The organism is Lonepinella sp. BR2357, assembly GCF_051851525.1.
Taxonomy (GTDB): Bacteria; Pseudomonadota; Gammaproteobacteria; order Enterobacterales; family Pasteurellaceae; genus Lonepinella.
In genome coordinates this window covers 1-15,700 of sequence record NZ_JBPDVG010000001.1, presented here as the reverse complement: position 1 = coordinate 15,700, position 15,700 = coordinate 1, and the positions used below count along the sequence as shown (strand labels likewise).

At 42.0% G+C, this 15,700-nt stretch carries 14 protein-coding genes; 6 read left to right on the top strand and 8 right to left on the bottom strand.

The window, feature by feature from the left end; all coding sequences use genetic code 11:
- Positions 1-30 precede the first annotated feature (30 nt).
- From nagE to serB, 3 genes are all read right to left on the bottom strand, one after another.
- Positions 31-1,497, bottom strand: coding sequence for an N-acetylglucosamine-specific PTS transporter subunit IIBC (gene nagE / locus ACTG7L_RS00070; RefSeq protein ID WP_439286894.1), 1,467 nt, complete (start codon positions 1,495-1,497; stop codon positions 31-33).
- Between the two features lie 206 nt (positions 1,498-1,703).
- Entirely contained in the window at positions 1,704-2,195 is a 492-nt protein-coding gene (locus ACTG7L_RS00065) for a YajQ family cyclic di-GMP-binding protein (protein ID WP_439286892.1), read from the bottom strand.
- A gap of 11 nt (positions 2,196-2,206) precedes the next feature.
- The gene (gene serB, locus ACTG7L_RS00060; protein WP_439286890.1) at positions 2,207-3,151 is read right to left on the bottom strand and encodes a phosphoserine phosphatase; all 945 of its coding nucleotides are present in this window, start codon (positions 3,149-3,151) and stop codon (positions 2,207-2,209) included.
- Between the two features lie 71 nt (positions 3,152-3,222).
- Here serB and ACTG7L_RS00055 point away from each other — a divergent pair, with 71 nt between their 5' ends.
- The 3 genes from ACTG7L_RS00055 (at position 3,223) to ACTG7L_RS00045 (ending at position 6,627) form a co-directional block, all read left to right on the top strand.
- On the top strand, positions 3,223-3,879 hold the full coding sequence (locus tag ACTG7L_RS00055) for a YtjB family periplasmic protein (RefSeq protein ID WP_439258101.1): 657 nt from the start codon (positions 3,223-3,225) through the stop codon (positions 3,877-3,879).
- A 191-nt stretch (positions 3,880-4,070) separates the two neighbouring features.
- Complete coding sequence (gene ald / locus ACTG7L_RS00050; protein WP_439239791.1) at positions 4,071-5,183, top strand: alanine dehydrogenase; 1,113 nt, start codon at positions 4,071-4,073, stop codon at positions 5,181-5,183.
- A gap of 82 nt (positions 5,184-5,265) precedes the next feature.
- On the top strand, positions 5,266-6,627 hold the full coding sequence (locus ACTG7L_RS00045) for a sodium-dependent transporter (protein WP_439286888.1): 1,362 nt from the start codon (positions 5,266-5,268) through the stop codon (positions 6,625-6,627).
- A gap of 83 nt (positions 6,628-6,710) precedes the next feature.
- Here ACTG7L_RS00045 and ACTG7L_RS00040 read toward each other — a convergent pair whose 3' ends face one another.
- The 3 genes from ACTG7L_RS00040 to yejK form a co-directional block, all read right to left on the bottom strand.
- Complete coding sequence (locus ACTG7L_RS00040) at positions 6,711-7,379, bottom strand: hypothetical protein (protein ID WP_439286886.1); 669 nt, start codon at positions 7,377-7,379, stop codon at positions 6,711-6,713.
- Between the two features lie 85 nt (positions 7,380-7,464).
- Positions 7,465-7,878 carry an outer membrane protein assembly factor BamE gene (gene bamE, locus ACTG7L_RS00035; protein ID WP_439286885.1) on the bottom strand — a complete coding sequence of 138 codons (414 nt, stop codon included), beginning with the start codon at positions 7,876-7,878 and terminating at the stop codon, positions 7,465-7,467.
- A 66-nt stretch (positions 7,879-7,944) separates the two neighbouring features.
- Positions 7,945-8,964: a nucleoid-associated protein YejK gene (yejK, locus tag ACTG7L_RS00030; protein ID WP_439286884.1), complete on the bottom strand. Its 1,020-nt coding sequence runs from the start codon at positions 8,962-8,964 to the stop codon at positions 7,945-7,947.
- A gap of 108 nt (positions 8,965-9,072) precedes the next feature.
- Here yejK and ACTG7L_RS00025 point away from each other — a divergent pair, with 108 nt between their 5' ends.
- Complete coding sequence (locus ACTG7L_RS00025) at positions 9,073-9,294, top strand: YejL family protein (protein ID WP_439286882.1); 222 nt, start codon at positions 9,073-9,075, stop codon at positions 9,292-9,294.
- 18 nt (positions 9,295-9,312) lie between these two features.
- Positions 9,313-11,112: a DUF3413 domain-containing protein gene (locus ACTG7L_RS00020; RefSeq protein WP_439286880.1), complete on the top strand. Its 1,800-nt coding sequence runs from the start codon at positions 9,313-9,315 to the stop codon at positions 11,110-11,112.
- 43 nt (positions 11,113-11,155) lie between these two features.
- Here the strand turns inward: ACTG7L_RS00020 and menD are convergent, their stop codons facing one another.
- Both menD and ACTG7L_RS00010 read right to left on the bottom strand, forming a co-directional pair.
- Positions 11,156-12,865, bottom strand: coding sequence for a 2-succinyl-5-enolpyruvyl-6-hydroxy-3-cyclohexene-1-carboxylic-acid synthase (gene menD / locus ACTG7L_RS00015; RefSeq protein WP_439286879.1), 1,710 nt, complete (start codon positions 12,863-12,865; stop codon positions 11,156-11,158).
- Positions 12,866-12,897: 32 nt separating this feature from the next.
- The gene (locus ACTG7L_RS00010) at positions 12,898-14,193 is read right to left on the bottom strand and encodes an isochorismate synthase (protein WP_439243396.1); all 1,296 of its coding nucleotides are present in this window, start codon (positions 14,191-14,193) and stop codon (positions 12,898-12,900) included.
- A 133-nt stretch (positions 14,194-14,326) separates the two neighbouring features.
- Here ACTG7L_RS00010 and ACTG7L_RS00005 point away from each other — a divergent pair, with 133 nt between their 5' ends.
- Positions 14,327-15,541 carry a pyridoxal phosphate-dependent aminotransferase gene (locus ACTG7L_RS00005; RefSeq protein ID WP_439286878.1) on the top strand — a complete coding sequence of 405 codons (1,215 nt, stop codon included), beginning with the start codon at positions 14,327-14,329 and terminating at the stop codon, positions 15,539-15,541.
- The last annotated feature ends 159 nt before the right edge of the window (positions 15,542-15,700 follow it).

The window sequence follows — 15,700 nt, the reverse complement described above, 5'->3', positions numbered from 1 at the left end:
CACAGGGCATTGCTGTCGATTTCAGCTTAATTAACTGACTTTTTTCATGGCTTCCGCAATAAATTCTGCCTCTAAGCCAAGAATAACTTGCAGACCATTTTCACCCAATTTAACCACACCTTTCGAACCTAGCGCTTTAAGTTGGTTTTCATTGATTTTTGTCATATCTTGCACGGTTAAACGTAATCTGGTGGTGCAATAATCAATATTGCTGAGATTTTCTTTACCACCAAGGGCTTTCACAAACAATACGGCTTGTTGGTCATGATTCGCATGTTGATCCCCTGTTGTCACCACGTTTTCTGCCATATCGTCATCTTCACGACCCGGTGTTTTGAGGTTAAACATTTTAATCACGGCACGGAATAACACATAGTAAATACCGGCAAACACCAAACCTTGCACGATTAACATATACCAGTTCACCGCCAACGGATTGCGTGAAGAAAGCACCATATCCACTAACCCCGCACTGAAACCAAAACCGGCAATCCAGTGCATGCTAGCCGCGATATAAACCGACACCGCAGTTAATAAGGCATGTACCACATAAAGCACAGGCGCCACAAACATAAAGGCAAATTCAAGGGGTTCTGTGATACCGGTGAAGAATGACGCCAAAGCCGCCGCAAACATAATGGAGGCAATTTGTGCTTTTTTGGCCGGTTTAGCGCTGTGATAAATGGCCAAGGCAGCAGCAGGCAAACCGAACATCATCACTGGGAAGAAACCGGCTTGATACATCCCCGTTATCCCCACAACGGCTTTACCATCCGCTAAGGATTGTGCGCCACCTAAGAAATTCGGAATATCATTAATACCGGCCACATCAAACCAGAACACGGAATTTAACGCATGGTGTAAGCCCACAGGAATGAGCAAACGGTTAAAGAACGCATAAATACCCGCACCCGTTGCGCCCATATCTTTAATGGATTCCCCAAAGGACACTAAACCACCGAAAATCACTGGCCAGACGTAAAGTAGCACAAAGGCCACCAAAATCATCACCAATGACACCACAATCGGCACTAAGCGTTTACCGCTAAAGAATGCCAAGGCTTTCGGCAATTCGACGGTGTGGAAACGATTATACAATTCCGCCGAAATGACCCCGACTAAAATCCCAATAAATTGGTTATTGATTTTATTAAAGGCGGCTGGCACTTGATCCGCTGGAATGCCCTGTAATTGGGCCACCGCACCAGGGGAAAGCAAGGTCGTTACCACTAAGTAACCGACCAATCCTGACAACGCCGCTGAACCGTGTTTATCTTTTGACATACCAAAGGCCACACCAATGGCAAAGAGGAACGGCATTTGATCGATAATCGCACCGCCCGATTTAATCAACAATGCCGCCAGTTGACTATTGCCACCCCAACCATCAGGGTCAAGCCAATACCCCACGCCCATTAATAATGCCGCCGCAGGCAATGCCGCCACCGGCACCATCAAGGCGCGTCCGATTTTTTGTAAATAATTGAGAGTACTCATAATAATCTCCTTAATATTTGAAGTTTTAATTTATTTCCTTACAGCGAAAGAAATTTTACTCCAAATTTTATTAAAAAAATGTGATCTCTGTCATATTTTTAAAAAATATTTTGGGAATTTTACAAAAAATTTACAAAAAAAGTGCGGTTCAAAAACGCAACATTTTTTCACCGCACTCTCTCATTTAAATTGAAAAGAGAAAAACCTTAATCTCTGAAATTATTAAACTGGAACGGTTGTCCCAATTCAGCGACTTTCACGAGTTGAATAGCCGCCTGTAAATCATCACGAGATTTCCCCGTCACACGCACTTGTTCCCCTTGAATTTGGGTTTGTACTTTGATTTTGCTGTCTTTAATTAATTTCACCAGTTTCTTCGCCATGTCGGTTTCGATACCTTGTTTTAATTTAATCTCTTTGGAATACAATTTGCCGTGGTGTTCGCTTTCCGTTGGCACATCTAACGAAGTGCTGTCAATATCTCGTTTCACGCAAGAACCGATAAGAATTTCTAACAACTGTTCCAGTTGGAAATCCGATTCTGAGGTAATTTTGATACTTTCGTTTTTTTCATTCAGTTCAATAACGGCCTCTACACCACGAAAATCATAGCGTGAGCTTAATACACGGTTGGCATTTTCCACCGCATTACGCACTTCGTGCATAGTGAGTTCAGATACAATATCAAATGATGGCATTTTTTATTCTCCTATTGATTTAAATTAGCAATATGATCGTTGGCACTGAGTAAACACAGCAACCCTGTTAAATCCGCAAAGTTTACCACAACTTGCGCTTGTTGTTGTACTTTTGGTTTGGCATGAAATGCGGCGCCAAGATCCGCAACACTCATCATGGCAAGATCGTTGGCGCCGTCACCAATGGCCACGGTATTTTGCGGATCAATCTGAAATTGTTGGGTTAATTGTTGTAACACATTGGCTTTATATTGGGCATGCACAATATCCCCTTTAACCTTGCCGGTCAGCACGCCATCCACAATCTCAAATTGATTCGACACCGCATAATCTAAACCGAGAAAGTCTTTTAAATAATCCGCAAAATACGTAAAGCCACCAGAGGCAATCGCTGTTTTCCAGCCCTGTTTTTGTAATTCAGTGAGGGTGGTTTGTAACCCCTCCATTAAGGGTAAATGGCGGCGAACTTCGCTTAAAATGCTTTCTTTTGCGCCTTTTAAGGTGCCTACTCGACGGCGTAAACTTTGTTCAAAATCCAATTCACCTCGCATGGCCGCCGCCGTAATGGCGGAAACTTCTTCCCCTGTGCCGGCCAGTTTGGCAATTTCATCAATACATTCAATTTTTATCGCCGTACTATCCATATCCATCACCAACAAGCCCGCTTGGCTTAATTTGGCGTGAAAATTGATCACCGCCGCATCTAATTGTAATTCATGGGCATAAGCAATAAATTCGGGCTTAAATTCGCCTTGAATTAACAGCACGCTATTGCCGGCAATCTCCCAACCGTCAAAAATCTGAAAATTTTCACCGCACTTTTGTTGCCATGCCAGTAATTTTTCATGGCGTAAATCAGGGCTAAATAAAATAGAATAACCGCTTTTTTCTGCCACCGGTTGATCGCTTAAAAGTGCGGTGGGAAAAGGCGACAATTTTTCAAGAACTGTTTGCATAAGAAATCCTGTTAATTTTTTATTGGAATGTTACAATCATACAATATTCTACATTATTTTGGGTAAATAACTTGCAAATCGTTAAACAGAAACTGGTCAAATCAAGTTTACTTTTGCTGATTGTTGGCTTATGCCTCGGCGTGGTGGGGGTGATTTTATTTGGCGTGAAACAATTTCAAATCGGCTCACAATTAGCCAGTGTTAATCAAGTGGCCAATTTGTCCCATTTATTGGTGCGCCAACAAACCAACTTCTTTTCCATGCTGTTAGTCAATAATGCGAATACAGACAAATTAAGTGAAAATTTGGATAATCTCACCAAAGAAAATTTTGTCCTTGATGCCTCATTATACGCCACCAATGGCGCATTATTGGCACAAAGTAACCATGGTCCAACCTTCACCGACAAGTCGAATGATGACAAACTCACCCAACAAATCGTGGAACCCATTTATTCCGCCAATGGCTTAGAGGGCTTTTTACGGGTGACCTTTGATGCGAAATACAGACAAACCACGCAAAGCAAAATTAACCAGATTTTTCACCAATTATATGGCGAATTATTGATTATTTTCTTAGCCGGCGTGATTCTTGCCAGTTCCGTACATTATTTTTTAGGTCATTTTCGCCGTGTTAAACGCCTTGAGCATTCTGCCGTGACGTTGCCCGTAAAAGCGACCAAAAGCAAGGCAAGCCAGAATTTCCACCGTCGTCGCCGGAGAATTTAATTCTTAATTATATTGTGATAATCAATACAATATATTATTAGCTTATCAATATTTAGCAATTAATTTCAGAATTTGTGATCTACTTCACATTAATTTCTCTTTTGACGTTTTATAATGTTACCCAGATGTTAAGAAAATATGACATCCTTATTTAAACTATTTGTCAGTAACATTCCGTTCAGGAGGAAATTATGATTATTGGTTGTCCAAAAGAAGTCAAAGTACAAGAATACCGTGTGGGCTTAACCCCCGCCAACGTACAAGCCTATGTAGAGGCGGGTCATACGGTTTACATTGAACATAATGCGGGGGCTGAAATTGGTTTTAGCGACGCAGATTATCAAGCTGCCGGTGCCACATTAACGGATAAAGCCACGCTCTTTGCCAAAAGTGAGATGATCATTAAGGTGAAAGAGCCGATTGAAAGTGAATTCCACTATTTCCGTGAAAATCAAATTCTTTATACCTATCTTCACCTTGCCGCTGATCGTCCGCTAACAGAAATGTTGCTTGCGAAAAAAATTCAAGCCATTGCCTATGAAACCATTAAAACCCCAACCGGTTTGCCTTGTTTGGCGCCAATGAGTTCCATTGCAGGCCGTTTAGCCACCTTAGAATCCGCCAAATATAGCCAAAAAACCTTTGGCGGAAAAGGGATTTTATTAAGCGGTACGGCGGGTACACCAAAAGCCAAAGTGGTCATTCTCGGTGGTGGCGTGGTGGGCTTAAATGCCGCACAAATTGCCGTGGGCATTGGTGCAGATGTGACCATTTTAGATATAAATGCTGCTCGCTTAGCCTATATTGATCAAATTTTTTCAATGAAAATTAAAACATTGACCAGTTCTCGTGGTAATATTCTTAGTTTATTGCCAGAGGCAGACGTGGTAATTGGTGCGGTGTTAATTCCTGGGGCAAAAACACCGCACTTATTAACCCGTGACGATCTGAAATTAATGAAAAAAGGTTCTGTGTTAGTCGACGTTGCGATTGACCAAGGTGGTTGTTTTGAAACATCCAAAGCCACCACCCACGTTGATCCGATTTATGAAGTAGATGGCGTGATCCATTATTGCGTGGCCAATATGCCAGGTTGCGTCGCACGCACCTCTACGCTCGGTTTAACGGATTCCACCTTACAATACGGTTTAGAAATTGCCAAACTCGGTGTTGCGAAAGCCTGTCTTGCCGATCCCGCCTTGTTACAAGGCCTCAATACTTACGGCGGTCACTGTACTTTCAAAGGGGTGACGGATGCGTTAGATTTAGACTATGTGGATCCAAAAACAGCTTTAACCCATTAATTTTTAATTAAATTTTAACCGCACTTTCCGCTATGTTTATCACATCGTGGAAAGTGTGCTTTATCTAGGAAAGAGGAATCTTATGTCGGTAAATGGAACAGAAAAACGTCAAACATGGTCAAGTCGCTTAACCTATGTGCTGACGGTGGCGGGCGCTACTGTGGGCTTCGGGGCGACTTGGCGTTTCCCGTATTTAGTCGGGGAAAACGGCGGTGGTGCTTATGTCTTGTTGTTTTGCATTGCCATGATTGTCATTGGTATTCCCATGATTTTAGTGGAAAATGTGATTGGTCGCCGCATGCACAAAAATGCGGTGGATGCGTTTAGTGGCACGGCGAATGGTAAACCCATTCATGGAGGTTGGAAAATCTTAGGCTATATGGGATTATTAGGCTCCTTTGGTATTTTGGCCTATTACATGGTATTAGGCGGTTGGGTGCTCACTTACATTGGGAGCATTATTAACGGCTCCTTGGATTTATCCGCCCCCGTTAGCCCAGACACCACCGCACAATTTTTCACCACCTACATTCACAACAGCCCGTTGACCATTTTAGGTTATACCGCCCTGTTTGTGTTGGCGAACTATATCATTTTAGCCAAAGGGATTATGGACGGGATTGAACGTTCGGTGAAATATTTAATGCCCATTCTGTTTATTTTCTTGTTGGTCATGATTGTGCGTAACATCACATTACCGGGCGCCGGACAAGGGATTGAATTTTATTTGGTACCCGATTTTTCCAAAATCACCAAAGAATTATTTGTGTTTGTGTTAGGGCAAGTTTTCTTTGCCTTAAGCCTTGGTTTTGGTGTGCTGATTACCTTATCCAGCTACTTAGATAAAAAAGAAAATCTGGTCAAAACCGCCTCGATTACAGCAGTAATGAATACGCTGATTGCGTTAGCAGCGGGCTTTATGATTTTCCCCTCATTATTCACCTTTAACGTAGCACCAAACTCAGGCCCAACCTTGGTATTCCAAAGTTTGCCAATCGTCTTTTCCCACATGTGGAGCGGTTCCATCTTTGCGGTGATTTTCTTTGGCTTATTAATCATTGCGGCGTTAACCACCTCCTTAACTATTTATGAAGTGCTAATCACCGCATTACAGGAAAAAACCCGCTTAGGCCGCAAAATGTCCATTGCCTTAGTATTGGGCGGGACATTCTTATTGGGCAATGTTCCCTCTGTGTTAGGCGATAATGAATGGAGCAATGTCACCATTATCGGACGCAGTATTTTTGACGCTTTCGATTATATCAGTGGCAATATCCTGTTTATTTTAACCGCACTTGGCTGTGCTTTGTTTGTGGGGTTTGTGTTAAAAGACGAAGCCAAACAAGAGTTAAATGCCGGCGAAAAACTCACCACGATTTGGTTTAACTATGTGAAATATGTCATTCCAGTTTTGATTTTGGTGATTTTTGTGTATTCGTTATAGATATTATAGAGGAGTGAAAAAGGCTATTCTCGCACAAGAATAGCCTTTTTTAACTGTAAAGTTCATCGCAAAAATCTATAAAATCAATTAGAAACAGCACTACCGATCATAAATGGTAAACTTAACGTATCAAGTATTAATGAAACTGGCGTCATAGATACTTTCTCTATAGTATCAAGAGTTTTATTTACGGCTTGTTCTGTTTTTGAATGCTGAATAAATCTAATATTAAATGGCTGTTGCAACACCTTCATATGGGCATTAATGATTGACTGATCGTTTTTATATACCTTACCCTTAGAACGGAGAGCTAAATATGAATACTTACTAGGAAGAACATATTGAAACCCAAGGGACTCAAGCTCCTTTTTCAATTCCATATTAGGTTGATTATAAGATAATGCCAGATGGACACTTTCATAGTGTTGAGTCTTTTCGTCCAACCAAATATCCAATTGTTTCTCTGAACCATAGTTGTATAATTCAAGTTTTAAATTTTTCAGTAATGGGGAATTTAATACTGCTAACCATTGTTTACTATTTTCTATATCCTCATCAATCAGAACATATTTATCGCCCGATAAGACTAAATAACCTTCTTTTGTTTGTCCAAAATGAGATATGTTGCTCTTGTCAATCGTGGAAGGTGTACTACTATATTTAGATGGTGAATTCCACAACATACCCGTAAAACAAGCTGATAATAAAAAAGTAGGCAACACTGCTATACCAATGAATTTCAACCATTTCATCTTTTTCCCCTATTTTAGTACGAAATTATTTCTGTAATTGAACTTTCTTATCAACAAGTGTGGTAAAAATCATACTAGATTTTAATTATTTCCAGAACTGCCACCAACGTTTAGCACTGCCCTCTGGCGCCTCAATAATGGCGTTATTCACTTCTTGTTTCTCCACATCTGGCAAGGGTTTATCTAAATCTGTACTGATGACAATACCTTTACTATCGAAATTCACAATAAAGTTGTGTTGCACAGGGTCTTCATAAGAATGTTGTTGTAAATAAACGTAGTACCAGGTGTTATTGCTAAATGGATCGATTAACACAGGGGTACCCAGTAAATATTGCACCTGTTCTTTGGTCATGCCCGCTTGCACTTTTTGGACCGTGGAGGATTCCAAATAGTTACCTTGTGGCACGTCAATGCGATAAACAATTTTATTGACAGTTGAACAAGCTGAAACGCTTAAAGCGAGTGCGATCACCGCCGTGATGGATTTTAACTGCATTTTTCTACCTTTTTATTAATCGTTGTTATGATTGTGATAATACCGAATCTGAACGCTATTGCCAAATTAATTTTTTATATTCCGCTGTAACTGATCACGCAAATTCGCGGGTAAGCCTTTAATCGTGAGGCTGTCATTTTGTTCGTCCCAAATAATGCGATTATTGATCAACGACGCATCAAAACTCAAGGTTACGCCTTTGCCTGAACCAGAAAATTTGGTTAAGGATTTCAACGCTGTCGCCACAGGCGGAATACTCTCTTCCAAGCCGTATTCTTGCTGTTGGGTAAATTCCACAAAAGGACGCTCATTTAGAGTGGGTAATTCTTCAGAAAGTTCCCGTAATTCAATATCATCACCGCAATTAATTTGTCCTTTGCAATAATCAAACACTTGCTTTTTCACGGCTTGTGTCTGCTCATTGCTCAATTCACCCTGTTCACAATAATCACTCACCGCTTGCAATAAACATTGATTTTGCACTTTCGGATTTAACCCCTCCTCGGCCCCGAGAAAATCCATAAAGAAATCGCTGATTTTGCGACCAACACGGCCTTTGATAAAGGTCAAATATCGGTTTGAGGTGGCGTTCACACGTAAATCCGTTAAATTAATCCGTGCGGCAATATCGAATTGGTTAATGTTCAAATATTGGGTACGGTGAATTTCTAATTGTTCGTCCACTAACATGCTGATCCGACTGTCCAACAGCGCAACAAATAAATAATCCGTTGCCAAGAAATTATACTGACACAACACGAACGTACCACTTTCTGCAAAGGGATATTTGCCCAATTCATTGACTAAAAGTTGAGTCGATTGATAGCTAAACGGTAAAAAATCCGTTTCTTTTTCCAGTAATCGATTGAGTGCCTGTGCAAAAACCGATTGTGCTTGGAACACACCATAGCCTTTGGCTTTGCTTTGATATACTTGATGTAATTCAAGCATTAATTGCTCCACTTCTGGCGTAATTGGCAACAAGGTTTCACGTAAAATGCTATCTAATTTCACCGGCGAAGTTTCGTCCTCACTGGCGGTTTTAATAATTTGATGTAATACAATTTGATTAACGGTAATGCTCATTTTTTCTTCTTTGTTATTTGAAAATAGTAAAATCCTGTTAATTATAACCGCACTTTGGCTAAAAATGTGGTAGTATTTGCAAATACATGATAGAAAATAAATACAATTATGGCTAGCAAATCAAAATATCAAGATAAACAAGTAGATGCAATCTTAAATGAAATGATCGCCGTGTTAGAAAAACATCAAGCACCGGTGGATTTGTCTTTAATGGTGTTAGGTAATATGGTGACGAATTTGCTGATCAGTAGCGTGGGGACACAGCAACAACAGGCCCTCGCCCAAGCCTTTTCTGAGGCGTTAATCAATTCCGTCAAACCCACAAAATAACAAAGTTAAGAGTGCGTTATGTTTTGGATTAAAAATGGCAGACAATACCGTGAACAGACGTCCCAAAAAATTTCTTGGGGACATTGGTTTGCCTTTTTTAATATTCTCTGGGCGGTCGCCATTGGCTCTCGCTACGCTTTTTTGATTGACTGGCCACATACTTTTCTCGGACGACTTTATTTCTTTATCAGCATTCTCGGCCATTTTAGTTTTATTGCCTTTGGTGCCTATTTATTGGTGCTGTTTCCGCTCAGTTTTATCATTAAAAATGAACGCACTTTCCGTGGCGTGAGCGTGATTATTGCCACCATTGCCACGACGTTATTGTTAGTCGATACTGAAGTCTTTTCACGTTTTAACTTGCACCTTTCTAGCGTGGTATGGAATTTGCTGGTTAACCCTGAAAATGGCGAACTGTCACGAGATTGGCAGATTTTCTTTACGCCTATGCCGTTAATGCTATTGGCGCAAATGCTGTTTTCCCGTTGGGCTTGGTATAAATTACGCAGTTTAGAACGGCAAAAATGGATCCGTGGCGTCGGTGTGTTATTGACGGGGCTGTTTATTACCACGCATTTAATCTATGCTTGGGCGGACGCTTATTTATATCGCCCGATTACCATGCAAAAATCCAATTTCCCGTTGTCTTATCCCATGACTGCCCGCACGTTTTTAGAAAAACACGGCTTATTAGATAAACAACAATACGAAACCACCTTAGATCAAGAGGGGCGTCCCGATACGCCAATGATCCACTATCCGAAACAGGCATTGAGTTACGAACCCGTTGAAAATAAACCTAATTTATTCATTATCACGGTATCAGGCTTACGCCAAGATGCGGTGCAAAAAGAAAAAATGCCAGCGTTAACGGAATTTGCCGAAAAAGCGACGCAATTTACGCACCATTACACCACGGGCAGTAGCAATAATGCGGCGATTACCGGTTTATTCTATGGCTTAAATGCGAACTATACCGATAGTTTGTTAAATCACAAACAAACCTCGGTCTTGATTGAAAAAATGCAACAAGATGGCTATCAATTCGGGTTATTCTCCGCCACAAATTTTAAACCGAGCATTTTCCGCCAAGCCTTATTTCATCAGATGAAATTACCCAAACTGAAGGCGAAAAATAGTCAAATTGATAATCAAAGTGCGGTGCAAAATTGGCAAGTTTGGTTTAAACAAAAATCGGCCGCTCAACCTTGGTTTAGCTATTTGAATTTAGATATTGGAGAACTCACTCGTCAGCAACACTTGCCGACTGAGGCACAAGAACAAGCCTTTTATCAGGCGCAATTAACGCAATTAGATCACCAGATTAGCCTTATCTTAGCCGATTTAAACGCTCAACAGGCATTGGAGAATACGGCCGTGATTATCACAGGTGAGCAAGGTTATTCGTTCCAAAAAACCGAAGAAGAATTGCTTAATTATTTTGCGCCAGAAGAAATTCATGTGCCAATGATTGTGGCGTGGAAAGAATTGAATACCGGTGAGGAGGACAAACTCACCAGTCATATTGATGTGGTGCCGGCCTTGATGTATAACCTATTTTGGGTGAAAAACAGCAATGCAGATTACACCCAAGGGCATAATTTATTCGACCACACCCAATCACCAAGCGAGTGGGTATTGGTCTCTAATTACCGTTGGAATGTGATTATTACGCCAAACGGTACACAATATCATATTGATAATAAAGGAAACTATCAGAAATACGACCGCACTTATCAGCCAGAGTCGTCTAGCCGTCCACCTTTGGGGCTGTTCCTTGATGTGTATCAGCAAAATTCGAGCTTTATGGAAAAATAAGCATCAAAAAACGACCCTAGGGTCGTTTTTGTTTATGCTATTTTTAGGCACCAATCACTGCATAACTAATCTGCTCAATCAAACGCTTATAAGTATTGCTACCATCACTTGGATTGACTTTAATTTCAATCACCGTGGTTTCTTTGCGTGAATAGGCTTGTTTTAATACCGAACCGAGATCCGCCCAAGTATAAGGACGAGCATATTTCAAATCAAACATGGCGGCGGCTTGCGCAAATTCGGCTTGATGTGGCAAGCGATAGAACGCATTTTTCACCTCTTGCTCCACGGGCAACATATCAAAAATCGCCCCGCCGTTATTATTAATAATAAAAATCACCGTTGGTTGATTAACTTTCTTAAATAACGCCAAGGAATTAATATCATGCAGCGCTGAAATATCCCCTAACACCACTGCCACCGGTTGATTGCCACCGATACCGACACCGGCCGCCGTCGCTAATAAACCGTCAATGCCACTGGCACCACGGTTGGTGTAAACAGGATAGCTGTCAGATAATTTTGCCAACGCATCGACTAAACGAACAAAGAGGCTGTTGCCAAGGAACAAGGCGCAATTTTTCGGTAAAATCCGTTCGATATGATGCGCTAAGGCGGCCTCATTTAATCCACCCCCCACTTGCTGCTCTATAAAACTGGCACAGAAATTGGACAAGGCTAAAGGCTCAAGTAACCAAGGTTTTTGGCGTAACGCAGGGTGCGCTCGCAACCAATGATGCACTTTGGCATGAAAACGAGTTTGCTGATGATGATGCGGATCCACCCGTTCGGCATGTTCGTCCACCACCCAAAATGCACCGTTGAAATTAGCTAAAAATTGATGAATACGTTTGCTCACAAAACGTGAACCAAATTGCACCACAATGTCCGCATGTAATAATTTTTCACGCACGGTTTTATTCGCCAACCAAATATCGGCATAAGGTAAACTTGGCTCTACATTGGATTGGATATCAGTTAACAAAATCCACCCCATGTTATCCGCCCAAGTGCGAATACCCATGGCTTGTTTTTGTGGCAACTGCCCCACCACCACAATGCCTTTTTTGGTGCGCCAATCATCCCAATGCTCGTGCATCATCACTTCTTGTTGCACCTCTTGATGTTGCGCCCAAGGTTTACTTTGGGTTAACCAACGTTGCACTGGCGCCAACCAAGGATGGCTATCAATGTCGTTGATTTGTGCATCGTATAAGGGTTCTGCGAAAGGAACGTTAATATGCACCACGCCCGCTTGTTTGTATTGTTGATAGCCTGCTTGATCTAAACTAGACACCAACCATTTCACTGGATAGTCTTGACTTGGACGAGGTAAATTTACGGTTGCCACAGGATAAGGGGCGAACATATTGGCTTGTAAAATGGCTTGATTTGCACCGCACTCTAGCAATTCATCGGGGCGGTCTGCGGTTAAGATCACCAATTTCACCGCACTTTGACGAGCCTCAACAATTGCTGGGTACAAATTCGCTGCGGCCGTACCAGAAGTGACAATCACCGCCACCGGCGCCAATGTGGATTTGGCTAAACCAAGGGCAAAAAAGGCTAATCCTCGTTCATCAAAATGGGAATGACAATAGGCCTTTCCTTGCTCTTGTAAACGCACCGCCTCTAACGTCAAGGGTGTCGAGCGTGACCCCGGTGCAATACAAAAATGTTGCACGCCTTGACGCACAAGGGTTTCTAAAATAACTTTCGACCAACAACGATTAAAGGTACTCACGGCTGACATAGGCTCTCTCTTATGATTTCTTGTTCTCTTTTCTATTCTTCAATACGTAATAAACTTAACAAACTCGACGCTTTGCGTTCGATTTCTTGCCATTCTAACAACGGTTCAGAACCCGCCACAATCCCTGCGCCTGCAAACACTGATAGCTGATTGCGTTCAATAAACGCAGATCGAATCGTAACACAAAATTCTGCCTGCGTATGGCGCATCATACCTAGGGTGCCTGCATACCAAGTGCGGTCAAAATTTTCCATTTTTTGCAAAAATTGCACCGCACTTTGCTGCGGCAAACCAGACACGGCAGCCGTAGGATGAATCGCTTGTAAACAGTTTGCATCGGTTGCCTGTGGGGTTAATTCTGCCTGAATGCAACGGCGTAAATGTTGCACTTGACGCAATTTTTTCAGTTCCACCTCACTGACTTGAAGATGTTTCATATAAGGCTGTAAATTGTCACAAATTCCTTGCACAACTAGGCGATTTTCATGATCATTTTTGCTGTCATTTAATAACCAATCCGCTTGTTGTTGGTTATCTACTGCATTCTCACTAATCGTCGCCGTACCAGCCAAGGCTTCCGTCTGAAGTTGACGCCCTTGACGTGCATATAAACGCTCAGGACTGGAACCGACAAAAACACGCTCGGGCTGTTGCGCCAATAAAAAATGATAACAGCCAATATTTTTCCGCTCGCTTTCCGCTAAAAAATCATAGGCGTTAATCTCATGTTCAGCGGAAAACGTCGTTTGGTTCGCCAACACCACTTTGCTAAATTGCCCTTGTTCAATCGCCTGCAAAGCACGCCCGACCCAATTCGTCCACTGCACAAAATCTGCTTTCTGTGCCGCCTGTTGTACGGATTGCGACAAGGTTTGATTCGTGGTCTGAAGTGCGGTGATATTTTCCAAGGTTTTCACCGCTTGCAAACAAGCCTGTTGTTCTGCCTCAAAATCTTGCTGATTATCCCAATAAACATGAATAAACAGGGTCTCTCCCTCGCATTCCAACAACAATCTTGGCAACCAAAACATCGCTTGCTTATCAAAAGTCAAGCCGCCCACAAGCGCTAAATCCTGTTGCTGAACAAACTGCTGCGCCACATTCGCATCCGAAAAGCACCGCACCTTGCCTACACAAGCCAACGATACGGGTTCATCACGATAAGCAAAATAAAATTGTGGGTACAGTTGTTGCCCTTTCAGCCACGCCAATAACGCAACGCTAACCGTCGCCTCAGAAACAAAATGCGTAATCGTCGTTTGTGTTGATAATTGATGGGCTTGAATCTGCTCAATTAAGCCAGCACACAGGTTTTCCATTAAATTTATGTAAAATATCCGTTAAATGGCGTCTATTCTACCGCAAATAAAAAATTTTTTTTAGTAAATCTTTTATTCTGTTCAAAATCAGGGTAAAGTGCGGTTAATTTTCTGTTATTTTTAAGCAAGCCAAGGACATGATATGGACTTTTTTCCAAAATCCGACAAATTAGAACACGTCTGTTATGACATTCGTGGCCCCGTACACAAAGAGGCACTTCGCCTTGAAGAAGAAGGCAATAAAATTTTAAAACTGAATATCGGCAATCCCGCCCCTTTTGGCTTTGAGGCGCCGGATGAAGTGTTAGTGGATATTTTACGCAATCTTCCCTCTGCTCAAGGTTATTGCGATTCCAAAGGCATTTACTCCGCACGTAAAGCCATTGTGCAATATTATCAATCGAAAAATATTCTAGGTGCCACCGTAGATGATGTTTACATTGGTAACGGCGTGTCGGAATTAATCACCATGTCATTGCAAGCCTTGTTAAACAACGGTGATGAAGTGTTGATCCCCATGCCTGATTATCCGCTTTGGACAGCGGCCGCCACGCTAGCAGGCGGTAAAGCCGTGCATTATGTGTGTGATGAATCCTCTGATTGGTTTCCAGATATTGAGGACATTAAAAGCAAAATCACCGCCCGCACCAAAGCCATTGTGGTGATTAATCCAAATAACCCAACAGGCGCCGTATACAGCAAGGAATTACTGGAACAAATCGTCGACGTGGCTCGTCAACATGGTTTGATTATTTTTGCGGATGAAATCTACGACAAAATTTTGTACGACAATGCCGTTCATCATCATATTGCGGCCCTTGCTCCCGATTTATTAACCATCACTTTCAACGGTTTATCCAAAGCCTACCGTGTAGCGGGTTTCCGTCAAGGTTGGATGATTTTGAACGGCCCGAAAAATCATGCGCAAGGCTATATTGAGGGCTTGGATATGTTGGCCTCTATGCGTTTGTGTGCCAACCATCCAATGCAACATGCCATTCAAACGGCATTGGGCGGTTATCAAAGCATTAACGAGTATATTTTACCCGGTGGGCGTTTGTTGGAACAACGTAACAAAGCCTATGAATTAATTAGCCAAATCCCTGGGGTAAGTTGCGTTAAACCGAACGGCGCCATGTACATGTTCCCGAAAATTGACATTAAAAAATTCAATATTTATGATGATGAAAAAATGGTATTGGATTTGTTACGTCAAGAAAAAGTGTTGTTAGTGCATGGACGTGGTTTCAACTGGCATGCGCCTGACCATTTCCGTATTGTGACCTTGCCGCATGTCACCACGCTAGAAGATGCTTTAGGCAGATTAGCCAGATTTTTGGATGGATATCGGCAGTAATTTTTACCCTCACCCTAGCCCTCTCCCAAAGGGAGAGGGAACGATATTTGGTATTATAGCCGATCTAACCATTTCCTCTGTACAGCCCCCTCTCCCTATGGGAGAGGGAACGATATTTGGTATTATAGTCGATCTAACCATTCCCTCTGTACAGCCCCC